The organism is Enterobacter asburiae (assembly GCF_007035645.1).
Taxonomy (GTDB): domain Bacteria; phylum Pseudomonadota; class Gammaproteobacteria; order Enterobacterales; family Enterobacteriaceae; genus Enterobacter; species Enterobacter asburiae_B.
Genome location: NZ_AP019632.1, coordinates 3529623 through 3552692 on the forward strand (window position 1 = coordinate 3529623; position 23070 = coordinate 3552692).

Genomic DNA, 23070 nt, shown 5'->3' on the forward strand with positions numbered 1-23070 from the left:
TTAAATAACCCTTTATTTACCCCGCCCCTTCCCCGCACTACACTATGGCCTGCTTTTGAACTGAGGTGGTAATGAACGATTATAAAATGACGCCAGGCGAGCTACGCGCGACCTGGGGCTTAGGGACTGTCTTCTCGCTACGGATGCTTGGCATGTTTATGGTCCTGCCTGTTCTGACCACGTACGGTATGGCGCTGCAGGGGGCCAGCGAGGCGCTGATTGGGCTCGCGATCGGCATCTACGGTCTGGCGCAGGCGGTTTTCCAGATCCCCTTTGGCCTGCTGTCTGACCGGGTGGGCCGAAAGCCGCTGATCGTCGGCGGGCTGCTGGTCTTTGTGCTCGGAAGCGTGATTGCCGCCCTCTCCCACTCCATCTGGGGGATTATTCTCGGCCGCGCCCTGCAGGGTTCCGGCGCGATTGCCGCCGCGGTGATGGCGCTGCTGTCCGACTTAACCCGCGAGCAGAACCGCACCAAAGCGATGGCGTTCATCGGCGTGAGCTTTGGCGTGACCTTTGCGATTGCGATGGTGCTGGGCCCCATCATTACGCACACGTTGGGTCTGCACGCCCTGTTCTGGATGATTGCCGTGCTGGCGACCATCGGTATTGCCTTAACCCTGTGGGTCGTGCCGGACAGCAAAAACCACGTCCTGAACCGCGAATCGGGGATGGTAAAAGGCTGCTTCAGCAAAGTGATTGTCGAGCCGCGCCTGCTCAAGCTTAACTTTGGCATTATGTGTCTGCACATCCTGCTGATGTCGACCTTTGTCGCCCTGCCCGGCCAGCTTGCCGCAGCGGGTTTCCCGGCGGCTGAGCACTGGAAAATCTATCTGGTCACGATGCTGATTTCGTTTGTCTCCGTCGTGCCGTTCATCATCTACGCCGAAGTGAAGCGCAAAATGAAGCGCGTCTTCGTGGGCTGCGTGGCGGTCCTGCTGATTGCCGAAATTGTGCTCTGGGGTGCCGGCCCGCACTTCTGGGAACTGATTGCCGGCGTACAGCTGTTCTTCCTGGCCTTTAACCTGATGGAAGCCCTACTGCCGTCGCTGATCAGCAAAGAGTCCCCCGCCGGATATAAAGGCACCGCGATGGGCATCTACTCCACCAGCCAGTTTCTCGGCGTGGCGATCGGCGGCTCGCTCGGCGGCTGGGTGGACGGCCTGTTTGATTCACAAACCGTGTTCCTCGCCGGTGCGCTATTGGCAACAGTCTGGCTACTGGTCGCCAGCACCATGAAAGAGCCGCGCTACGTGAGCAGCCTGCGCGTGGAAATCCCGGATGATGTGGAAATCAGCGATATGCTGAAGCAGCGTCTGGAAGCCAAAGAGGGTGTGACAGAAGTGCTCATCGTCCCGGAAGAGCGCAGCGCTTACGTCAAAATAGACAGTAAAATGACCAACCGCTTCGAGGTTGAGCAGGCGCTCAAAGCGTGAAAAAAAGCCCGGTTAAACCGGGCTTTTTTATATCAATCGCGGAAGTTTTTAAACTGGAACGGTTGCCCAAGATCGCCGCCGCGCACCAGCGCCATTACGGACTGGAGGTCATCGCGGGACTTACCGGTCACGCGAATTTCTTCGCCCTGGATCTGCGCCTGCACCTTCAGCTTGCTGTCTTTAATAAGCTTAACGATCTTCTTCTGCACCGCGCTCTCGATGCCCTGCTTCAGCTTGGCTTCAACAAACCAGTTTTTACCGCTGTGCACAAACTCTTCCGGCACGTCCAGAGACGTCCCTTCGATGCCGCGCTTTAACAGCTTGGCGCGCAGAATGTCGAGCAGCTGATTCACCTGGAAATCAGACTCGCTCAGCACCTTAATAGTCTTATTTGCGTCGTTCAGCTCAAACGACGCCTCAACGCCACGAAAATCGAAACGTGACTCAACTTCGCGGGTTGCGTTCTCAACGCCGTTGCGAACTTCCTGGATATCAACTTCGGAAACAATATCGAAAGATGGCATCTTTTCTTCTCCCTTCACTTTTGTTGCGTTGCATAATACCCGCTACGAGGCATAACTCAACAGAAGCTTAGCTGTATAATTAAGCTGTAACACCTGGCGCAGTTGCAGGTGAGGAGGAACAATGAAAATTACGGTGCTCGGATGCGGAGCGCTTGGTCAGCTGTGGCTGACCGCGCTGTGCAAGCACGGACATGAGGTTCAGGGCTGGCTGCGCGTGCCCCAGCCCTATTGCAGTGTAAACCTGATAGGTGAAGACGGAAGCATCTTTAACGAATCCCTCACCGCGAACGATCCTGATTTCCTGGCGCAAAGCGATCTTTTACTGGTGACGCTCAAAGCGTGGCAGGTCTCAGACGCGGTAAAGACACTGGCCGCGCAGCTCCCCCCCACTTCGCCCATACTGCTGCTGCATAACGGCATGGGGACCCTTGATGAGCTGAAAAGCGTACCGCAGCCCCTGCTGATGGCGACGACCACGCACGCTGCCCGTCGCGACGGCAACATCATCGTGCATGTCGCCAGCGGCGTGACGCACATCGGGCCCGCCAGAACTCAGGATGGAGATTACAGCTATCTTGCCGATGTGCTGCAGAAGGTGCTGCCGGACGTCGCCTGGCACAACAACATCCGCCCTCAGCTGTGGCGCAAGCTGGCGGTAAATTGCGTAATCAACCCGCTGACGGCGCTGTGGAACTGCCCGAACGGGGAGCTGAAAAATCATCCGCAGGACGTTGCGATTTTGTGTGCGGAAGTCGCGGCGGTCGTTGAGCGGGAAGGCCTGCATACCTCGGCCGACGATTTGCGCTGTTATGTCGAGCAGGTCATTGAGAGCACGGCAGAAAACATCTCCTCGATGCTGCAGGATGTTCGGGCTTTACGCCACACGGAGATCGACTACATTACCGGCTATCTGCTAAAACGCGCCCGCGCGCACGGCATTTCCGTGCCGGAAAACGCCCGTCTGTATGACCTGGTTAAACGTAAGGAGAGTGAATATGAGCGCGTCAGCACTGATCTGCCTCGCCCCTGGTAGCGAAGAGATGGAAGCGGTCACCACCATTGATTTGATGGTGCGCGGCGGCATTAAGGTCACCACCGCCAGCGTCGCCAGCGACGGTAATCTGGCAATCACCTGCTCGCGCGGGGTGAAAATCCTTGCGGATGCCCCCCTCGTTCAGGTGGCTGACGGCGATTACGACATCATCGTGCTGCCCGGCGGCTTAAAAGGCGCGGAATGTTTTCGCGATAGCCCGCTGCTGGTCGAGACCGTGCGTCAGTTTCATTTATCCGGCCGCATCGTCGCGGCAATCTGTGCCGCAGCAGGAACGGTTCTGGTTCCGCACGATATCTTCCCCATCGGCAACATGACCGGCTTCCCGGGGCTGAAGGATACGATCCCGGAAGAGCACTGGGTGGATAAACGCGTCGTCTGGGATCCGCGCGTCAACTTGCTGACCAGCCAGGGGCCAGGCACCGCGATTGATTTTGGCTTAAAGATTATTGACCTGCTGGTCGGGCGCGAGAAAGCGTACGAAGTGGCGTCGTCGCTGGTGATGCCGGCGGGGATTTATAATTATTACGAATAGGTGTTCTCCCTCTCCCTGTGGGAGAGGGCCGGGGGTGAGGGCTTCAGGCCGCACTCCCCGGCAATGAACTACGGGCGATACACCTTCACGTTCGCAAAGCCCTGCTCGCGCAGATACAGCGCCTGCAGGCGACTCATCACCCCGCGCTCACACCACAGCAGATACGTTTTGCTCTGGTCGAGATCGCCAAACTTGGTGCTCAGCTTATAGAACGGCAGAGAAACCACGTCGACGCCTTCAACCTGCAGCGGCTTGTCATCCTGCTCGTCAATGGAGCGGATATCCAGAATCGCATCGTTAGCGCCGAAACCGCTCACGGTTTCAACTTCAACGACTTCCTGCTCGGTCTGCTGGGCAATCTCGCGGATGTCGATGTTGGAGGCTTCCTCCACCACTTTTTCCAGAATGCTGAAATCGAAGTTCTCTTCTTCCGCTTCGATCTTCGCCTTCACCGCTTTCACCGTTGGGCTTTTTGAGATCACGCCGCAGTATTCCGGCATGGTGCGGGCAAAATCTTCGGTACCGATTTCGCGCGCCAGATCGATGATGTGCTCTTTATCGTGGGAGATCAGCGGGCGCAGGATCAGCGTATCAGACACGTTGTCGATCAGACGCAGGTTGGTCAGCGTCTGGCTGGAGACCTGGCCCAGCGCTTCACCGGTGACCAGCGCTTGTACGCCGTAGCGCTCGGCAACTTTGGACGCCGCACGCACCATCATGCGCTTCAGCACCACGCCCATCTGGCCGTCGTCCACTTTTTCGAGGATTTCGCCGACCACAGGTTCGAAGTTGATCGCCACGAAACGCACGCGGTGGGAGCTGCCGAAGCGGTTCCACAGGTAATGTGCGACCTGACGAACGCCGATTTCGTGCGCCGCGCCGCCCAGGTTGAAGAAGCAGTAGTGCACACGGCAGCCGCGACGCATCAGCATATAGCTGGAGACGCCGGAGTCGAAGCCGCCGGAGATCAGAGACAATACGTCTTCCTGGGTGCCAATCGGGAAGCCGCCGATACCTTCATAGCGCCCTTTCACCAGCAGCAGGCGATCGTTTTCGATCTCCAGGTTCACGGTTACGTCCGGGTTGGTCAGACGAACGCGCGCCGTTTCAACGTGCTGGTTCAAACCGCCGCCGACGTAACGTTCCACTTCAATAGAGCTGAACTCGTGCTTACCGCGACGCTTCACGCGCACGCAGAAGGTTTTGCCTTCGATCTGGTCGCGGTACTGGACCAGCGCTTTCTCGAAGATGTCGTGCATATCGCTGAACGGAACATCTTCCACTTCCAGGATATGGTGGATCCCCGGAATACGGGTCAGCGCGTCGCGAATATCCTGACGTTTGTTTTCGTCTTTCGCACGGACCTCTACGTGGTCCCAGTGGCGCACCACGGCGAGGGTTTCGTCGTAGTGCTTTAATACGTTACGAATGTTCCCGGTGAGAATTTTAATAAAGCGCAAACGCACAGATTGGCTTTTGATGGTGATTTCAGGGAACAATTTAATGATAAACTTCATGGCGGCAATGTTTCTTAGGCAAGCGTATTAAGGCTTGTAATGGAAAAGAGTACAGCAGCCCACACCCGTGGCTGCATCCAGGCGCGCAAGTATACCACCATCGCGCCGCTCCTGTGCACATTGCGCGTTATTTGATAATTGCCCTGAGTCCGTTACCATGTCGGGGCTGAGAATATAAGAGTCAATTCACTATGCCGAAGAAGAACGACGCACCGGCCAGTTTCGAAACTGCGCTGAGTGAACTGGAGCAAATCGTTACCCGTCTTGAGAGCGGCGATCTCCCGCTGGAAGAGGCGCTCAATGAATTCGAGCGTGGCGTGCAGCTGGCGCGCCAGGGGCAGGTCAAACTGCAGCAGGCCGAGCAGCGCGTGCAGATCCTGCTTTCCGACAGCGAAGACGCGAAAACCACGCCTTTCACACCGGACGCCGAGTAAATGGATTTTGCCAACGAGCTTCAGGCGCGTGTCGTACGCGCCAACGACGCCCTGCGCCGTTTTATTGCGCCACAGCCTTTTCAGAACACTCCTCTGGTTGAAGCCATGTACTATGGCGCACTCTTGGGTGGAAAGCGCCTGCGCCCGTTCCTGGTGTACGCCACAGGCAATATGTTTGGCATCAGCGATAACACGCTGGACGCCCCGGCAGCCGCCGTTGAGTGCATCCACGCCTACTCGCTGATCCACGACGATCTCCCGGCCATGGACGACGACGATTTGCGTCGGGGTCAACCCACCTGCCATATCAAGTTTGGCGAGGCGAATGCCATTCTGGCGGGTGATGCCCTGCAAACGCTGGCGTTCTCGATTCTGAGCGACGCGCCGATGGCGGAAGTGGCCGACCGCGACCGCCTGGCGATGATCTCCGAACTGGCAATGGCCAGCGGCGTGGCCGGCATGTGCGGCGGACAGGCGCTGGATCTTGAAGCGGAAGGACGTCAGGTTAATCTGGAACAGCTGGAGCGTATTCATCGCCATAAAACCGGGGCGTTGATTCGTTCCGCCGTTCGCCTGGGCGCGCTGAGCGCGGGTGAACAAGGGCGCAAAGCCCTGCCGATTCTGGACAGATACGCAGAAAGTATCGGTCTGGCGTTCCAGGTTCAGGATGACATTCTGGATGTGGTGGGCGATACTGCAACATTGGGTAAACGTCAGGGTGCGGACCAGCAGCTTGGCAAAAGTACCTACCCCGCCCTGCTGGGTCTTGAGCAAGCCCAACGTAAAGCCCGGGATCTGATTGACGATGCCCGCCAGTCGCTAAATGAACTGGCCGCGCAATCGCTGGATACCTCGGCACTGGAAGCGCTAGCGGACTATATAATCCAGCGTGATAAATAAACTATATATCTCGATGAGCCTTTGATGAGTTTTGATATTGCCAAATACCCGACACTGGCGTTAGTTGACTCCACCCAGGAGTTACGTCTGTTGCCGAAAGAGAGCCTGCCGAAGCTGTGCGACGAGCTGCGTCGCTACCTGCTCGACAGCGTAAGCCGCTCCAGCGGCCATTTCGCCTCCGGGCTTGGCACGGTAGAGCTGACCGTGGCGCTGCACTACGTCTATAACACGCCGTTCGATCAGCTCATCTGGGACGTGGGACACCAGGCCTATCCGCACAAAATTCTGACCGGACGTCGCGATAAAATTGGCACCATTCGTCAGAAGGGCGGCCTGCACCCGTTCCCGTGGCGCGGTGAGAGCGAGTACGACGTGCTGAGCGTCGGCCACTCCTCCACCTCCATTTCTGCGGGCATCGGTATTGCCGTTGCCGCCGAGAAAGAGAACAAGCAGCGCCGCACCGTCTGCGTGATTGGCGACGGCGCCATTACCGCCGGTATGGCCTTCGAAGCCATGAACCACGCGGGCGATATCAAGCCGGACATGCTGGTTATCCTCAACGATAACGAAATGTCGATCTCCGAGAACGTCGGCGCGCTTAACAACCATCTGGCCCAGCTGCTCTCCGGCAAGCTTTACTCCTCGCTGCGCGAAGGCGGCAAGAAAGTCTTCTCCGGCGTACCGCCGATTAAAGAGCTACTCAAGCGTACCGAAGAACACATCAAAGGTATGGTGGTGCCGGGCACCCTGTTTGAAGAGCTGGGCTTTAACTATATTGGCCCGGTTGACGGTCACGACGTGCTGGGCCTGGTGACCACGCTCAAGAACATGCGCGACCTGAAAGGCCCGCAGTTCCTGCATATCATGACTAAAAAAGGGCGCGGTTACGAACCAGCGGAAAAAGATCCGATCACCTTCCACGCGGTACCGAAATTTGACCCGTCCAGCGGCTGTCTGCCAAAAAGCAGCGGCGGCATGCCGAGCTATTCCAAAATCTTCGGCGACTGGCTGTGCGAAACCGCAGCCAAAGACAACAAGCTGATGGCGATCACCCCGGCCATGCGTGAAGGTTCCGGCATGGTGGAGTTCTCCAGAAAATACCCTGACCAGTATTTTGACGTCGCCATTGCCGAGCAGCATGCGGTGACGTTTGCAGCGGGCCTGGCGATTGGCGGCTACAAGCCCGTTGTCGCTATCTATTCCACCTTCCTGCAGCGCGCCTACGATCAGGTGATCCACGATGTGGCGATTCAGAAGCTGCCGGTACTGTTTGCTATCGATCGTGCGGGCATCGTCGGTGCCGACGGCCAGACGCACCAGGGCGCGTTTGATCTGTCGTTCCTGCGCTGTATTCCGGATATGGTTGTCATGACGCCAAGCGACGAGAACGAATGTCGTCAGATGCTGTTTACCGGCTATCACTATCAGGATGGCCCAAGCGCCGTTCGCTACCCGCGCGGCAATGCGGTAGGCGTTGAGCTGCAGCCGCTGGAAAAACTGCCGATCGGTAAAGGTCTGGTGAAGCGTCGCGGTGAGAAAGTGGCGATCCTGAACTTCGGCACGCTGATGCCCGAGGCCGCGAAAGCGGCTGAAGCGCTGAATGCCACCCTGGTGGACATGCGCTTTGTGAAGCCGCTCGACGACTCTCTGATCCTGAGTATGGCTGAGACGCATGATGTGCTGGTCACGCTGGAAGAAAACGCCATCATGGGCGGCGCGGGCAGCGGCGTGAATGAGGTACTGATGGCGAACCGTAAAGCCGTGCCGGTGCTGAACCTCGGCCTGCCGGATCGCTTCATTCCGCAAGGTACTCAGGACGAAGCCCGTGCGGCGATTGGCCTGGACGCCGCCGGTATCGAAGCCAAAATCCGTACCTGGCTGGACTGACCCCTCCCCCTTTTCCGCTCCTGCTATGCTTAAAGCTGGTGTTTAAACAGCAGGAGCGGAACCGTGCAATACACAACATTAGGAAGAACGGACCTTAAGGTTTCCCGACTTTGTCTGGGATGCATGACCTTTGGCGAGCCCGATCGGGGAAACCACGCCTGGACGCTACCGGAAGAGAGCAGCCGTCCGATTATCAAACGCGCCATCGAGGGCGGCATTAACTTCTTTGACACCGCCAACAGCTACTCCGACGGCAGCAGCGAGGAAATTGTCGGCCGCGCACTGCGCGACATTGCCCGCCGTGATGACGTCGTCGTCGCCACCAAGGTCTACTACCCGGTGGGCGACCTGGCTGAGGGCCTTTCTCGCGCGCAGATCCTGCGCTCCATTGATGACAGCCTCAGACGCCTGAACATGGATTACGTCGACCTGCTGCAAATTCACCGCTGGGATTACAACACGCCGATCGAGGAGACGCTTGAAGCGCTGAACGACGTGGTCAAAGCCGGTAAAGCACGCTACATCGGCGCGTCGTCTATGCACGCGTCGCAGTTTGCTCAGGCGCTGGATCTCCAGGCGCAGCACGGCTGGGCGCGCTTTGTCACCATGCAGGATCACTACAATCTGATTTATCGTGAAGAAGAACGCGAGATGCTGCCGCTATGCCATCAGGAAGGCGTGGCGGTGATCCCGTGGAGCCCGCTGGCGCGCGGTCGCCTGACCCGTCCGTGGGGTGAAACCACGGCTCGGCTGGTATCGGATGAAGTGGGAAAGAATCTCTATGGCGGTACAGAAGCCAGCGATGCGCTGATTGCCGAACGTTTAGCCGGGATCGCCGACGATACCGGTGCAACCCGCGCTCAGGTGGCCCTGGCGTGGCTGCTGGGCAAGCGCGGGGTCGCGGCACCGATTATTGGAACGTCGCGGGAAGAACAGCTGGATGAGCTGCTGAATGCGGTGGATATCACGCTGACGCCGGAGCAGGTTGCCGAGCTGGAGACGCCGTATCAGCAGCATCCGGTAGTGGGGTTTAAGTAAACACTTGCCGGGTGACGGCTCCGCCTTACCCGGCCTACGATCGCACCCTGTTTGTAGGCCGGGTAAGCGCAGCGCCACCCGGCAATACAGAGCGCACAAACTCACGCGAAGTGATCGTACCCTTTCCAGTCCAGCGTAACGGGCGCACCGTCTTTCACAAACTTCAGCCCTTCACTCTCCGGCATGATCTGACCGATGCAGGTAAACTTCGCGCCGAGATGCGCTAACGCCACGTCCAGCGTTCCACGGTTGAGCTCTGGCACCGTGAAGCACAGCTCATAGTCTTCACCACCGGACAGCGCCCAGCGCAGGGCCTGCTCAGGCTCTACATGGCGAAGCAGTTGCTCCGACAGCGGGAAGAGATCCAGGTCAACGCGCGCGCCTACGCCACTGGCCTTCAGGATATGCCCGAGATCCGAGATCAGCCCGTCAGAGAGATCGATAGCCGAGCTTGCCCGTTCGCGCAGCGCCTGGCCGTGCAAAATACGCGGCGTTGGCCGCAGATGGCGTTTCACCAGATACGCCGCGTCGTCAGCATCTTCAACCGTTAAACGATTCTGAAGGATCGCCAGCCCTGCCGCGCTGTCGCCCGGCGTACCGGTCACGTAGATCCAGTCGCCCGGTTTTGCACCTGAGCGCTTCAACGCGCGGCCGAGCGGCACGTAGCCGTGGATCGCCAGCGTCATCGACAGCGGACCGGCAGTCGTGTCGCCGCCAATCAGCTGCATATCGTAATAGCTAAGCTGCTCAAACAGCGCATCGCTAAAGGCTTCCAGCCAGGCTTCATCTACCTCAGGCAGGGTCAGAGCCAGCGTCAGCCACGCGGGATCGGCACCCATCGCCGCCAGATCGCTGACGTTAACCGCCAGGGCTTTATACGCCAGATCGGCAGGATCGATATCCGGTAAGAAATGACGGCCGCACACCAGGGTGTCGGTGCTGATTGCCAGCGTCTGTTTTTCGGGAATATTGAGTAGTGCACAGTCATCGCCAATGCCGGTTTCAACATCAAGACGAGAGGTTCTGACACGGTCGAAATAACGGGCAATCAGGGAGAATTCGCCGCATGCCATACGTTATGCCTCAGCAAATAAAAGAAAAAACCGGAGCCGCACTGCCCGTCAGGCAATGCAGGACTCCGGTTTGCGGATCACTTTTTGTGGGGACGGATCGCAGGTGCAGCTTTATCAAGTACGCCGTTTACAAACTTGTGGCTGTCTTCAGCGCCGAAGGTTTTCGCCAGCTCGATCGCTTCGTTGATGGCCACTTTATACGGCACATCATCACGTTTAGACAGCTCAAACAGCGCGATACGCAACACTGCTTTTTCCACCTGGCCCAGCTCTTCGAGCAGACGGGACAGGTATGGCTTCATCAGGCCATCGAGATACGCGCTATTAGTCGCCACTCCCGACAGCAGTTCGCGGAAGTACAGAACGTCAACGTCTTTTACGTCCTGTTCTGACAGGAACTGGTATTCGACATCAGCGATGTCGTTCTGGGACAACTGCCAGGAGTAAAGTGCCTGGACGGCACATTCACGGGCGCGGCGACGAGCAGCAGGTTTCACGGAATTCCCCTTACAAAAAAATCAGGCCTTGATGGCTTTCAATACATTGATCATTTCAAGCGCGGTCAGTGCAGCTTCTGCACCTTTGTTACCGGCTTTGGTGCCAGCACGTTCGATGGCTTGTTCAATACTTTCGGTGGTCAGCACGCCGAACGCGACAGGAATTTCAGCATCCTGCGCAACGTGTGCCAGACCGTTGCTTGCACCGCCCGCAACGTATTCGAAGTGCGCAGTGCCGCCACGAATAACGGTACCCAGCGCAATCACCGCGTCGTATTTACCGGTTTTCGCCAGCGCGCCCGCCGCCAGTGGCAGTTCGTAAGCGCCTGGAACCCAAACAACGGTAATGTTGTCATCTTTAACCTGGCCGATACGTTTCAGGGCGTCAATCGCACCTTCCAGCAGGCTGTCGTTGATGAAGTTGTTGAAACGCGCAATGGTGATGGCGACGCGAGCGTCCGGGGTAGCTACAGCAGCTTCAATAATGTTCATACTCTTCCTTTACGGGTTCATTTGGCCCCGCAGGGGGGCGGATTTTATCATAATACTTTGCGCACTGCTTCCCTATTTCAGGAGCAATTACGCTGTCGTTAAGTGCAGGCAGACATCCGGGCCTACCGGACGAATCTCGCTAAATTTGAGTTGCGGTGCGTCGGCCAGTTTTTCAAGGCCGGGCAGCACAAACAGGCCGCGCGCGTCGTGACCTAACAGTTTAGGCGCAACGTAAACAATCAGTTCATCCACCAGTCCGGCCTGTAAAAGCGCACCGGCGAGCGTTGGCCCCGCTTCAACCCAGATGCTGTTCACCTGCTGCTTGCCGAGCAGCATCATCAGCACCACCAGATCCAGATGACCGTTATGCTCCGGCACCATAATGCTGCGCGCGCCTTCCGGCCATTCGCGCGTATCTTCTTTAGTGCGGGCAATCCAGGTTTCACCCGGCTGCTGGACGATGCGGTGCTCCGGCGTCACCCGGTTCTGGCTATCAATAATAATACGCAGCGGCTGGCGCAGGTTCTCCTGCGGGTACAGCGCCTGGGTATCGGCATTCAGTTCGTCCCAGCGCACGGTCATGGCCGGATCGTCAGCCAGAACGGTTTCACTGCTGGTGAGAATAGCATGGCTTTGCGCGCGCAGACGTTGCACATCGCGCCTTGCCTGTGGTGAGGTTACCCACTGGCTTTCGCCGTTTGCCATCGCCGTACGACCGTCCAGCGAGGCGCCCAGCTTGAGCTGAATATACGGGAACCCCGTGCGCATGCGCTTCAGAAAGCCTTTGTTGATCGCTTCCGCATCCTGCATCATCAGCCCATGGCTGACGTCGATGCCTTCCTGCTGCAGGCGATACAGACCGCGTCCGGCAACCTGCGGATTCGGGTCCTGCATCGATGCGACCACGCGTGAAACGCCTGCCGCGATCAGCGCTTCGCAGCACGGCGGCGTACGCCCGTGATGGCTGCAGGGCTCCAGCGTGACGTAGGCTGTGGCGCCGCGCGCCTTCTCACCCGCCATGCGCAACGCATGAACCTCGGCATGCGGCTCGCCGGCACGATAGTGAAACCCCTCCCCCACGATCTCGCCATCTTTAACGATAACGCACCCGACGTTCGGGTTGGGATGGGTGGTAAAACGACCGCGCTGCGCCAGCTTCATGGCTCGCGCCATGTAAATCTCATCCTGCATGAGCTTAATCCTGTAAGCGGGCGATCTCTTCGCCAAACTCTTTGATGTCTTCGAAGCTGCGGTAGACCGAGGCGAAGCGGATATAGGCAACCTTATCGAGCTTTTTCAGCTGCTCCATCACCAGGTTACCGATCATTTTGCTCGGCACTTCACGCTCACCCAAACCACGAAGGTAAGATTTTATGTGGTTTAACGCCATCTCAACGTCATCCGCGCTGACGGGACGTTTTTCCAGGGCCTTCAGCATCCCGCTGCGCAGTTTCTCTTCGTTAAACGGCTCGCGCACGTCGTTGCTTTTCACCACGCGCGGCATTACCAGCTCTGCAACCTCAAAGGTCGTGAAACGCTCGTTGCACACCAGACACTGCCGACGACGGCGTACGGAGGACCCTTCGCCCACAAGACGAGAGTCGATGACTTTGGTATCCACAGCGGAGCAGAATGGGCAATGCATACGGTATCCCTGTTATGTGGTTAACTAATTTTCATTTTACCCTGATCTGGCCTGACAACAAAGGAAGAGCTTTTTGAGACAAAGGATCTATGTCTGACACGTCGAGTCTGGCTACCATTAAGGCGATCCGTTATTTCAAGGAAATAAACGCAATGACAAGACGTTACCTTAAAATTTTGCTGGTGGGGAGCCTCTTCACCCTTAGCGCCTGTGCACAGCAAACCGAAGTCCGCCAGATGAAACAGAGCGTGAACACGCTCAATGCGGCGATGGACAAACTGAACAAAGAAACGGTGAAGATCACCCAGCAAAACGCGCTAAACGCCAAATCCAGCAGCGGGGTTTATCTGCTGCCGGGAGCGAATACGCCTGCGCGTCTCAATAGTCAGATTGGCATGCTAAAAATGTCTCTGGTGAATGTGGCGGCGAATGCAAATGGTACTCGCGCAACATTACGCATTCAGGGCGAGTCCAACGATCCGTTGCCTGCCTTCAGTGGTACCGTCGAATGGGGACAGATCCAGGGCACCACTGAGAGCTACCAGGAGGTGAATGTTAACAGTCAGCTGTTCACCGCACCGGCCAGCGTGCTGGCTCCGAGCGATGTTGACATTCCGCTGCAGCTTAACGGACTCACTCCGGATCGGTTAGGTTTCATCCGCATTCACGATATCCAGCCCGCCGCGCAATAACCCTCCCTTTAGCGGAGTGAAATGTCACTCCGCTAACATTTACATTTCGTATGGATTGGCAACATAAATGATTGCCGCTACAATCCCGCCCGTTTAAAGTACGCAAACGTGAACGCAATCGATTACGCGTGTGAGAGATATGTGAAACAACACATATTTTTGTGAGCAGGGATTCCTATAATAGGCACCGCAGAAACACGAAATATTTAGAAACGCAATTCGCGCATTTTTCACTCCCGGAAGGGAATTTCAATCAGTGGCATGATTATGAAAAAAACATTACTCGCAGCCGGCGCCGTGCTGGCACTTTCTTCCTCTTTCACTGTTAACGCAGCGGAAAACGATAAACCACAATACCTCTCCGACTGGTGGCACCAGAGCGTTAACGTGGTCGGCAGCTACCACACGCGCTTTTCTCCAAAGCTGAACAACGACGTCTACCTGGAATACGAAGCGTTTGCTAAAAAAGACTGGTTTGATTTCTACGGCTACATCGATATTCCTAAGACTTTTGACTGGGGCAACGGCAACGATAAAGGTATCTGGTCAGACGGTTCCCCGATGTTCATGGAAATCGAACCGCGTTTCTCTATCGATAAGCTGACGGGCACTGACCTGAGTTTTGGTCCGTTCAAGGAATGGTACTTCGCCAACAACTATATCTACGATATGGGCGATAACAAAGGCAGCCGTCAGAGCACCTGGTACATGGGTCTGGGTACAGACATCGATACCGGTCTGCCTATGGGACTGTCTCTGAACGTGTACGCGAAATACCAGTGGCAGAACTATGGCGCTTCCAACGAAAACGAGTGGGATGGCTACCGTTTCAAAGTGAAATACTTTGTGCCAATCACTCAGGTTTGGGGTGGGCAGCTGACCTACATCGGCTTCACCAACTTCGACTGGGGCTCAGATCTGGGTGATGACAAGAACCGTACCAGCAACTCAATCGCGTCCAGCCACGTTCTGGCTCTGAACTACGATCACTGGCACTACTCCGTAGTCGCGCGTTATTTCCATAATGGCGGCCAGTGGAAAGGTGGAGATACCGTGAACTGGGGTGATGGTGACTTCACGTCAAAATCAACCGGTTGGGGTGGCTACCTGGTTGTAGGTTATAACTTCTAACCTGTTCGGGACTGTGCGGGCTGATGCCCTCACCCTGACCCTCTCCCACAGGGAGAGGGAACAAATACAAAAAACGGCAACATTCGTTGCCGTTTTACTTTTACCTCGCCGCCGGGCAAAAAAAGCCAGCTCAAGAGCTGGCTTTTTACTGCTTAACCTTCCGCAAAAAATCCGCCAGCGATCTGTCCGCACTCTCGCTAAACCGCCTCTCCGTCTGCACAATATTGAGACAGCGGTCGAGCCGGAAACAGCGATAGTCGTCGCGCCGTTCGCACCACGCCGCCAGCAGCCAGCGCTCCCCCCAGAAGAACAAGCCCAGCGGCTGAACCTCGCGCTTTGAGAGCTGTCCGGCTTCATCACGGTAATGCAGCGCCAGCACGCGCTGGGCGGAAATCGCCTGATGGATCATGTCAAAATCGCTGCGGGAGTGGCTTTGCATGCAAAAATCCGGGGCGTAGATCCGCGTCTGCTCCGCCTTTCGACGACTCTCCTCGGGCAGGATAGCCAGCACCTTCTCCTGAGCCGACTCCAGCTCGCGCGAAAGCGATTCCCCTCCCCAGGTTTTGAGCAGGCGAATCGCGACGATCAGCGCCTCTGACTCCTTATTTGTCAGCATCAGCGGCGGCAGGTCAAAACCCGACATCAGCCGATATCCGCTCCCCGCCTCACCTTCCACCGGCACGCCGGAAAGCGACAGATCGCGGATATCGCGGTAGACCGTGCGCTCGGACACGCCAAGCCGGTCCGCCAGATGCGCTGCCGTTGTCAGACGCCTGCCCCGCAGGATCTGCACAATCTGAAACAAACGGTCAGCGCGTCGGGTCATATCTTATTCCGCTCTCAGGCAGGTTGATGGAGGCCGACGCGGTTACCCTCGCTGTCGGTAAACAATGCGATAGTGCCAATGCCATGCGGCAGTTCCAGCGGGCCAAACACGCACTCGCCGCCCGCAGAGGCGATGCGATCGAGCGTGGCCGCCAGATTGTCAGTATGCAGGTAGATAATAGTGCCCTGCAAAGACGGTGTAACGCCGTCAAATTTTGCCAGCGCCCCGCCGGTATACGGATCCTCATGCGGGAAAACGGCCAGCTCCGCACAGTCCATTTTCTCGCGACGCAGCGCGAGCTGCATCACCGGCTCATAAAATTTGATGGCGCGATCCATATCCGCGACCGGAATTTCAAACCAGTTAATGACGCTTTTCATATATTCTCCTGCCTGTTGTTTGGGTTCAGAAGAAGTCTACGACAGGGCTCCTGACAGCATACTGTCAGGAGTGTTTGTCAGGAGCAGATAAAAAAAATCCCGGTCAACAGACCGGGATTTCGATAACGCGCTAAACCTCGCCTTACGGCAGAATGGACGGCTGATCCGCCCCTTCTTTCTCGACTTTCTGCTGGAGCAGGTGCTCGCGCTTCATGCCGAGTTTCAGTGCCAGAGCGGATGCGACGTAGATAGACGACGCCGTACCGATGGTGACACCGATCAGCATGGTCAGTGAGAAGCCTTCCAGTACCGGACCACCGAAGAGGAACAGCATCAGGATCACCATCAAAGTGGTACCGGATGTGATCAAGGTACGGTGCAGCGTCTGGGTCAACGACACGTTAAAGATTTCGTACGGCGTACCGCGACGGATCTTACGGAAGTTTTCACGGATACGGTCAGATACCACGATACTGTCGTTCAGTGAGTAACCGATAACGGACATCAGGGATGCCACAATCGTCAGGTCAATCTCAATGTGGAACAACGACAGTATGCCCATGGTGATCACCACGTCGTGCGCCAGAGCGATAACCACACCGGCCGCCAGTCGCCACTCAAAGCGGAAACCGACGTACACCAGGATGGAGATCAGCGCTACCAGCAGCGCCATCGCACCGGTCTGCGCCAGGTCAGCACCCACGCTTGGGCCGACGAACTCAATACGCTTGACCGCCGCGTTCTGGCTGGTTGTTTCGTTAATCACGCTAACAACCTTACTGCCCAGCTCCTGGCTGCCGTTGGCATCGTGCACCGGCGGCATACGCACCATGATGTCGCGGCTGCTGCCGAAGTTCTGCAGCAGCGGCTCTTCAAAGCCCGCTTTCTGCAGCGATTCGCGCATCTGGTCCATATCGACCGGTTTTTCCAGGGAGATCTCGATGACCGTACCACCGGTGAAATCCAGACCCCAGTTAAAGCCTTTCACGCTCATAATGCCGATGGACAGAATCAGCAGGAAACCTGAAATGCCGAAGGCCCAGTAGTCCCAGCGCATAAAGTCCCAGACTTTACGGCCGTGGTTCAATTGTTCAACAGTATATTCCTGTGCCACAACGCACTCCTCAGATAGACAGCTTTTTGACGCGCTTGCCGCCGTACAGCAGGTTCACGATGGCACGGGTGCCGACAATAGCGGTAAACATTGACGTTGCGACACCGATACCGGTTGTAATCGCAAAGCCTTTGATCGCGCCAGTACCCACTGCATACAGGATAAGAACCTTAATCAGTGTTGTTACGTTCGCATCGAAGATGGAGCTGAACGCGCCTTTATAGCCTTCGTCAATCGCCTGCTGAACAGAGCGACCGTTGCTCAACTCTTCTTTGATACGTTCGTTAATCAGTACGTTGGCGTCGACCGCCACCGCAAGGGTAAGAACGATACCTGCAATGCCCGGCATGGTCAGCGTCGCCCCCGGCAGCAGGGACATAATGCCGATGATCAGCACCAGGTTGGCGATCAGCGCGGAGGTCGCAATCAGACCAAACTTCTTGTAGAAGAAGATCATGAAGAGGATAGAGACCACCAGACCGGCCAGACACGCTTCCAGACCCTGCTGGATGTTTTGCATACCCAGAGTTGGACCAATGGTACGTTCTTCAACAATCTGAATTGGCGCAATCAGCGCACCGGCACGCAGCAGCAGAGAAAGCTGACGCGCTTCGTTCGGGTTGTTGATACCGGTAATACGGAAGCTGTTACCCAGACGAGACTGGATGTTGGCGATGTTAATCACCTCTTCCTCTTTCACCAGCACCGCACGACCGTTTGCATCTTTCTTGCCGCTGTCTTTGTACTCCACGAACAGGGTCGCCATCGGTTTGCCGATGTTGTCCTTGGTGAAGTTAGACATGATGTTACCACCCGCGCTATCCAGCGAGATGTTAACCTGCGGCTGGTTGTATTCGTCCTGGCTCGACGTGGAGTCGGTGATGTGGTCACCGGTCAGAATCACGCGTTTGTACAGCACAACTGGCTGACCTTCGCGGGTCTGTTTCACTTCGGAGTCACCCGGAATACGCCCTGCGGCGGCAGCGGACTGATCGACGTTGGAGTTCACCAGACGGAATTCCAGGGTTGCGGTCGCACCCAGAATCTCTTTCGCACGCGCGGTATCCTGGATACCCGGCAGTTCAACCACGATACGGTCAGCACCCTGACGCTGTACCAGCGGCTCAGCCACGCCCAGCTGGTTTACACGGTTACGCAGAATATTGATGTTCTGCTGAACGGCATATTCACGCGCTTCTTTCAGACGCGCATCGGTCATCACCGCGCGCAGCTGGTTGCTGCCCTGAGAGGTGATTACCAGGTCACGGTGACGTTGGGTCAGGTAATCTACAGCCTGATCGCGCGCCGCGCTGTCGCGGAACGTGATGCTCATGCCGTAGTTATCTTCTTTACGCACGGTGGTGTAAGCGATGCCTTTATCACGCAGATCGCTGCGCAGGCTGTCGATATTCTGTTCCTGCAGCTTGCCGAGCGCGGTATCCATATCCACTTCCATCAGGAAGTGAACGCCGCCACGCAGGTCAAGACCGAGTTTCATTGGCTCTGCTTTCATCGCAGCCAGCCAACGCGGGGTTGCAGGGGCAAGGTTAAGCGCCACGACGTATTTGTCACCCAGCACGCCCATCAGCGCTTCGCGAGCGCGGAGCTGCGTGTCGGTGGTGTCGAAGCGAGCAAGAATTGCACCCTCTTCCAGAGCCACAGACTTAGCGGTAATTTTTTCTTCTTGTAACGTTTTCTGGACCTGGATCAGCGTTTGCTCACTGGCGGCGACACCGCGCGCGCCAGTGATTTGAACAGCCGGATCCTCACCATACAGGTTGGGAAGCGCGTACAGCAGGCCGACGAGAATCACGACGACCAGCATGATGTACTTCCACAAAGGATAACGGTTTAACACGGCAGTTCCCTTTGGGAAAAGTTGGGATTACAGCGCCTTCATGGTGCCTTTCGGCAGAACGGCAGCTACGAAGTCACGTTTGATGACCACTTCAGTGGTGTCGTTCAGGGCGATAGCAATGTAGCCGTTTTCAGCCACTTTGGTTACGCGACCCACCAGACCACCGTTAGTCAGTACTTCATCGCCTTTGGCAATGGAGTTCATCAGGTTTTTGTGCTCTTTGGTGCGCTTCTGCTGTGGACGCAGGATCATGAAGTAGAAGATCAGACCGAACACAACCAGCATCAGAATCAGAGACATCGGGCTGCCCTGCGCTGGAGCACCTGTTGCCGCTACCGCATCAGAAATAAAAAAGCTCATTCAAATTCCCTCATTATTAAAATTAATCAACGTTCAACGGTGGAACATCCCGCCCCTGACGTTGGTAGAAATCGGTCACGAAGCTCTCTAATTTACCCTCTTCGATAGCCTTACGTAAACCAGCCATTAAGCGCTGATAATAACGAAGATTATGAATGGTATTGAGACGCGCGCCCAAAATCTCGTTGCAACGATCGAGATGATGCAGATACGCGCGAGAATAATTGCGACAGGTATAGCAATCGCACTCGGAATCGAGCGGGCTGGTGTCACTCTTATGCTTCGCGTTACGGATTTTCACCACGCCATCGGTAACGAACAAATGACCGTTACGCGCGTTGCGGGTTGGCATGACGCAGTCGAACATATCAATGCCGCGGCGTACGCCTTCAACCAGATCTTCTGGTTTACCCACGCCCATCAGGTATCGTGGTTTATCCGCCGGGATTTGCGGGCAGACATGCTCCAGAATGCGGTGCATGTCTTCCTTCGGTTCACCCACAGCCAAACCGCCGACAGCGTAGCCATCAAAACCTATCTCTACCAGACCTTTAACAGAGATATCGCGTAAATCTTCGTAAACGCTGCCCTGGATAATGCCGAACAGCGCATTTTTGTTCTGCAGGGAGTCAAAACGGTCACGGCTACGCTTCGCCCAGCGCAGAGACATCTCCATGGAGCGTTTTGCGTAATCCCAGTCGGCCGGATACGGCGTACATTCGTCGAAGATCATCACGATGTCAGAGCCGAGATCGTACTGAATCTCCATCGATTTTTCGGGATCGAGGAAAATCGGATCGCCGTTGATCGGGTTACGGAAGTGTACGCCCTGCTCGGTGATCTTGCGGATATCGCCCAGGCTGAAGACCTGGAAGCCGCCGGAGTCGGTCAGGATTGGGCCCTTCCACTGCATGAAATCGTGCAGGTCGCCGTGGAGCTTCATGATCTCCTGACCCGGACGCAGCCACAGGTGGAAGGTGTTGCCGAGGATAATCTGTGCGCCAGTGGCTTCGACTTCTTCCGGCGTCATCCCTTTGACGGTGCCGTACGTGCCCACAGGCATAAACGCGGGGGTTTCCACCACGCCGCGATCAAACACCAGGCGACCGCGACGCGCTCGGCCATCGGTGGTATCGAGTTCAAATTTCATTTTTTCTCCGACGTCAGAAAAACAGTCCAACGTTGTAAAACGGTGCCGCGGACTTATTCCCCGACACGCTCATTCAAAGCCAGCGGATTGTACGTGATAAACATCGCGTCCCCGTAGCTAAAAAAGCGATATTTTTGTTCTACCGCAGACTTGTAGGCCGCCATCGTATGCTGATAACCGGCAAATGCCGACACCAGCATAATCAGCGTTGATTCAGGCAGATGGAAGTTGGTCACCAGCGCGTCAATCACTTTGTACTGATAGCCCGGGTAGATAAAGATCTGCGTATCGCCAAAGAACGGCTCGATAAGGTTGCGCTTCGCCGCCTGCGCGGCGCTCTCGAGTGAGCGCACGGACGTTGTACCGACCGCCACGACGCGGCTACCGCGCGCTTTCGCCGCCAGCACCGCGTCCACAACATCCTGAGGCACTTCAGCATACTCAGAGTGCATGATGTGATCTTCAATGCTGTCCACGCGCACCGGCTGGAAGGTTCCCGCGCCGACGTGCAGCGTCACGAACGCCATCTCCACGCCCTTCGCGCGCAGTTTCTCCAGCAGCGGCTCATCAAAATGCAGGCCCGCGGTCGGCGCAGCGACGGCGCCAGGCTTCTGGCTGTATACGGTCTGGTACAGCTCGCGGTCGGCCTCTTCGTCCGGACGCTCAATATACGGCGGCAGCGGCATGTGGCCGATGGCGTTCAGGATATCGAGCACCGTGCGTTCGTCATCGAACGCCACCTCAAACAGCGCATCGTGGCGCGCGGTCATGGTCGCTTTGATGCTCTCATCATCGCCCAGCAGCAGCTCAGCGCCCGGCTTCGGCGCCTTAGACGCGCGAATATGTGCCAGAATACGTTTATCATCGAGCATACGTTCGACCAGCACTTCAATCTTGCCGCCGCTGGCTTTACGGCCAAACAGGCGCGCCGGGATCACGCGGGTATTGTTAAAGACCAGCAGATCGCCAGGGTTGAGCTTGTCGAGCAAATCGGTGAAAGTACCGTGCGTCAGCTCGCCCGTTGGCCCATCCAGTGACAGTAAGCGACAGCTGCTGCGCTCAGGCATGGGATAGTGAGCAATCAGGGATTCAGGTAGTTCAAAGGAGAAATCGGCGACGCGCATGACGTATACTCGTGACTTAAAAACAGGCGGCATAGTCTAGTGCTCACACCCTTTTGCTGCAACAACTAGCCGCCCCCGGACAAATAAAACGCATGAATTTTCTCGCTCACCTGCATCTCGCTCACCTCGCTGACAGCTCCCTGTCCGGCAATTTGCTGGCCGATTTCGTACGCGGCAACCCCGCTGAGGACTATTCCCCTGAGGTTGTCGACGGGATTTTTATGCACCGCCGCATCGACGTGCTGACGGATAAGCTGCCGGAAGTGACGGAAGCCAAAGCGTGGTTTCGCCCTGAAACGCGCCGCGTTGCGCCGATCACGCTCGACGTGATGTGGGATCACTTTCTGTCGCGCCACTGGGAACAGCTGTCGCCGGAGATGCCCTTGCCGGCGTTTGTGCGCTATGCCCACCAGCAGGTGTCGATCATTCTGCCCGACTCGCCGCCGCGCTTTGTGAATCTGAATAACTATTTATGGTCGGAACGCTGGCTGGAGCGCTATCGCGAGATGGATTTCATCCAGAACGTGCTGAACGGGATGGCGAGCCGCCGACCGCGACTGGATGCGCTGCGGGATTCCTGGTATGACCTGGATGAACATTACGATGCCCTGGAAGCGCGTTTCTGGCAGTTTTACCCGCGGATGATGGTGCAGGCGAAAAACAAACAGCTCTGACAGAATTCACATTGATAGGTAAAAGCTGGCGGAACGATTGTCACCACCTCTTTGTCTTATCCATGAACACTCTCTATACTGGCTCGCGTTGCGTTCCAAATAACCTTAGTATCTACAGGAGAATCATATGGTTCTGGTAACTCGTCCGGCTCCGGATTTTACAGCTGCAGCAGTTCTGGGCAACGGTGAAATCGTTGAAAACTTCAACTTCAAACAGCACACCAACGGTAAAGCGACCGTTCTGTTCTTCTGGCCAATGGACTTCACTTTCGTTTGCCCGTCTGAGCTGATTGCCTTCGACAAACGTTATGAAGAATTCCAGAAGCGTGGCGTGGAAGTTGTTGGCGTCTCCTTCGACTCTGAATTTGTACACAACGCATGGCGTAACACCCCTGTCGACAAAGGCGGCATCGGTGCGGTGAAATACGCAATGGTTGCGGACATCAAACGCGAAATCCAGCAGGCTTACGGTATCGAACATCCGGACGCTGGCGTTGCGCTGCGTGGCTCCTTCCTGATCGACGCAAACGGCATCGTTCGTCACCAGGTTGTGAACGATCTGCCGCTGGGTCGTAACATCGACGAAATGCTGCGCATGGTTGACGCGCTGCAGTTCCACGAAGAGCACGGCGAAGTGTGCCCGGCTCAGTGGGAAAAAGGTAAAGAAGGCATGAACGCGTCTCCAGACGGCGTGGCTAAATACCTGTCTGAGAACGTATCCAGCCTGTAATCGGC

Annotated in this window: 25 protein-coding genes; 11 read left to right on the forward strand and 14 right to left on the reverse strand. The window is 56.4% G+C overall.

Annotated elements, in window-relative coordinates:
• Window positions 1-71 precede the first annotated feature (71 nt).
• Window positions 72-1433 (forward strand): MFS transporter, encoded by a 1362-nt coding sequence (locus FOY96_RS16915; RefSeq protein ID WP_023310566.1) that lies wholly within the window; start codon window positions 72-74, stop codon window positions 1431-1433.
• A gap of 32 nt (window positions 1434-1465) precedes the next feature.
• Here the strand turns inward: FOY96_RS16915 and FOY96_RS16920 are convergent, their stop codons facing one another.
• Window positions 1466-1957 carry a YajQ family cyclic di-GMP-binding protein gene (locus tag FOY96_RS16920; RefSeq protein WP_023334701.1) on the reverse strand — a complete coding sequence of 164 codons (492 nt, stop codon included), beginning with the start codon at window positions 1955-1957 and terminating at the stop codon, window positions 1466-1468.
• Window positions 1958-2078: 121 nt separating this feature from the next.
• Between FOY96_RS16920 and panE the strand changes: the two genes are divergently transcribed.
• Together panE and yajL are read left to right on the forward strand one after the other, a co-directional pair.
• Window positions 2079-2990 (forward strand): 2-dehydropantoate 2-reductase, encoded by a 912-nt coding sequence (gene panE / locus FOY96_RS16925; protein ID WP_045887930.1) that lies wholly within the window; start codon window positions 2079-2081, stop codon window positions 2988-2990.
• Window positions 2953-3543: a protein deglycase YajL gene (gene yajL / locus FOY96_RS16930; protein ID WP_033144768.1), complete on the forward strand. Its 591-nt coding sequence runs from the start codon at window positions 2953-2955 to the stop codon at window positions 3541-3543. The genes panE and yajL overlap by 38 nt, the downstream gene beginning before the upstream one ends.
• A gap of 68 nt (window positions 3544-3611) precedes the next feature.
• Here the strand turns inward: yajL and thiI are convergent, their stop codons facing one another.
• On the reverse strand, window positions 3612-5060 hold the full coding sequence (gene thiI / locus FOY96_RS16935) for a tRNA uracil 4-sulfurtransferase ThiI (protein ID WP_048978945.1): 1449 nt from the start codon (window positions 5058-5060) through the stop codon (window positions 3612-3614).
• A 191-nt stretch (window positions 5061-5251) separates the two neighbouring features.
• On the opposite strand from thiI, the gene xseB reads away from it, so the two are divergent.
• The 4 genes from xseB to FOY96_RS16955 all read left to right on the forward strand — a co-directional run bounded on the left by xseB (window position 5252) and on the right by FOY96_RS16955 (window position 9319).
• The gene (gene xseB, locus FOY96_RS16940; protein ID WP_008503331.1) at window positions 5252-5494 is read left to right on the forward strand and encodes an exodeoxyribonuclease VII small subunit; all 243 of its coding nucleotides are present in this window, start codon (window positions 5252-5254) and stop codon (window positions 5492-5494) included.
• Window positions 5495-6394 carry a (2E,6E)-farnesyl diphosphate synthase gene (gene ispA, locus FOY96_RS16945; protein WP_143347471.1) on the forward strand — a complete coding sequence of 300 codons (900 nt, stop codon included), beginning with the start codon at window positions 5495-5497 and terminating at the stop codon, window positions 6392-6394.
• 24 nt (window positions 6395-6418) lie between these two features.
• Window positions 6419-8281 carry a 1-deoxy-D-xylulose-5-phosphate synthase gene (gene dxs, locus FOY96_RS16950; RefSeq protein ID WP_039263929.1) on the forward strand — a complete coding sequence of 621 codons (1863 nt, stop codon included), beginning with the start codon at window positions 6419-6421 and terminating at the stop codon, window positions 8279-8281.
• A gap of 63 nt (window positions 8282-8344) precedes the next feature.
• Entirely contained in the window at window positions 8345-9319 is a 975-nt protein-coding gene (locus FOY96_RS16955) for an aldo/keto reductase (RefSeq protein WP_143347472.1), read from the forward strand.
• A 101-nt stretch (window positions 9320-9420) separates the two neighbouring features.
• Here the strand turns inward: FOY96_RS16955 and thiL are convergent, their stop codons facing one another.
• From thiL to nrdR, 5 genes are all read right to left on the reverse strand, one after another.
• Window positions 9421-10392 (reverse strand): thiamine-phosphate kinase, encoded by a 972-nt coding sequence (thiL, locus tag FOY96_RS16960; protein WP_033144764.1) that lies wholly within the window; start codon window positions 10390-10392, stop codon window positions 9421-9423.
• Window positions 10393-10469: 77 nt separating this feature from the next.
• On the reverse strand, window positions 10470-10889 hold the full coding sequence (gene nusB, locus FOY96_RS16965) for a transcription antitermination factor NusB (protein ID WP_006809908.1): 420 nt from the start codon (window positions 10887-10889) through the stop codon (window positions 10470-10472).
• A 21-nt stretch (window positions 10890-10910) separates the two neighbouring features.
• Window positions 10911-11381 carry a 6,7-dimethyl-8-ribityllumazine synthase gene (gene ribH, locus FOY96_RS16970; RefSeq protein WP_006176874.1) on the reverse strand — a complete coding sequence of 157 codons (471 nt, stop codon included), beginning with the start codon at window positions 11379-11381 and terminating at the stop codon, window positions 10911-10913.
• Between the two features lie 87 nt (window positions 11382-11468).
• Window positions 11469-12572 carry a bifunctional diaminohydroxyphosphoribosylaminopyrimidine deaminase/5-amino-6-(5-phosphoribosylamino)uracil reductase RibD gene (gene ribD, locus FOY96_RS16975; RefSeq protein WP_143347473.1) on the reverse strand — a complete coding sequence of 368 codons (1104 nt, stop codon included), beginning with the start codon at window positions 12570-12572 and terminating at the stop codon, window positions 11469-11471.
• Window positions 12573-12576: 4 nt separating this feature from the next.
• The gene (nrdR, locus tag FOY96_RS16980; RefSeq protein WP_008503337.1) at window positions 12577-13026 is read right to left on the reverse strand and encodes a transcriptional regulator NrdR; all 450 of its coding nucleotides are present in this window, start codon (window positions 13024-13026) and stop codon (window positions 12577-12579) included.
• Window positions 13027-13178: 152 nt separating this feature from the next.
• On the opposite strand from nrdR, the gene FOY96_RS16985 reads away from it, so the two are divergent.
• Both FOY96_RS16985 and FOY96_RS16990 read left to right on the forward strand, forming a co-directional pair.
• Complete coding sequence (locus tag FOY96_RS16985) at window positions 13179-13718, forward strand: SadB/YajI family lipoprotein (protein WP_143347474.1); 540 nt, start codon at window positions 13179-13181, stop codon at window positions 13716-13718.
• Window positions 13719-13985: 267 nt separating this feature from the next.
• On the forward strand, window positions 13986-14849 hold the full coding sequence (locus tag FOY96_RS16990) for a nucleoside-specific channel-forming protein Tsx (RefSeq protein WP_028015691.1): 864 nt from the start codon (window positions 13986-13988) through the stop codon (window positions 14847-14849).
• 145 nt (window positions 14850-14994) lie between these two features.
• Here FOY96_RS16990 and FOY96_RS16995 read toward each other — a convergent pair whose 3' ends face one another.
• The 7 genes from FOY96_RS16995 to queA all read right to left on the reverse strand — a co-directional run bounded on the left by FOY96_RS16995 (window position 14995) and on the right by queA (window position 21661).
• Window positions 14995-15675 carry a helix-turn-helix transcriptional regulator gene (locus FOY96_RS16995; RefSeq protein ID WP_047061231.1) on the reverse strand — a complete coding sequence of 227 codons (681 nt, stop codon included), beginning with the start codon at window positions 15673-15675 and terminating at the stop codon, window positions 14995-14997.
• Between the two features lie 14 nt (window positions 15676-15689).
• Window positions 15690-16055 carry a VOC family protein gene (locus tag FOY96_RS17000; RefSeq protein WP_143347475.1) on the reverse strand — a complete coding sequence of 122 codons (366 nt, stop codon included), beginning with the start codon at window positions 16053-16055 and terminating at the stop codon, window positions 15690-15692.
• 142 nt (window positions 16056-16197) lie between these two features.
• On the reverse strand, window positions 16198-17169 hold the full coding sequence (gene secF / locus FOY96_RS17005; RefSeq protein ID WP_033144760.1) for a protein translocase subunit SecF: 972 nt from the start codon (window positions 17167-17169) through the stop codon (window positions 16198-16200).
• Between the two features lie 10 nt (window positions 17170-17179).
• Complete coding sequence (gene secD / locus FOY96_RS17010; protein WP_071884810.1) at window positions 17180-19027, reverse strand: protein translocase subunit SecD; 1848 nt, start codon at window positions 19025-19027, stop codon at window positions 17180-17182.
• Between the two features lie 27 nt (window positions 19028-19054).
• Window positions 19055-19387: a preprotein translocase subunit YajC gene (gene yajC, locus FOY96_RS17015; protein ID WP_003859109.1), complete on the reverse strand. Its 333-nt coding sequence runs from the start codon at window positions 19385-19387 to the stop codon at window positions 19055-19057.
• Between the two features lie 22 nt (window positions 19388-19409).
• Entirely contained in the window at window positions 19410-20537 is a 1128-nt protein-coding gene (gene tgt, locus FOY96_RS17020; RefSeq protein ID WP_003859110.1) for a tRNA guanosine(34) transglycosylase Tgt, read from the reverse strand.
• A gap of 53 nt (window positions 20538-20590) precedes the next feature.
• Window positions 20591-21661, reverse strand: a complete 1071-nt coding sequence (gene queA / locus FOY96_RS17025; protein ID WP_143347476.1) for a tRNA preQ1(34) S-adenosylmethionine ribosyltransferase-isomerase QueA — start codon at window positions 21659-21661, stop codon at window positions 20591-20593.
• Window positions 21662-21753: 92 nt separating this feature from the next.
• Here queA and acpH point away from each other — a divergent pair, with 92 nt between their 5' ends.
• Entirely contained in the window at window positions 21754-22335 is a 582-nt protein-coding gene (acpH, locus tag FOY96_RS17030; RefSeq protein ID WP_029741678.1) for an ACP phosphodiesterase, read from the forward strand.
• A gap of 127 nt (window positions 22336-22462) precedes the next feature.
• The gene (locus FOY96_RS17035) at window positions 22463-23065 is read left to right on the forward strand and encodes a peroxiredoxin (RefSeq protein ID WP_014168840.1); all 603 of its coding nucleotides are present in this window, start codon (window positions 22463-22465) and stop codon (window positions 23063-23065) included.
• Window positions 23066-23070 lie beyond the last annotated feature (5 nt).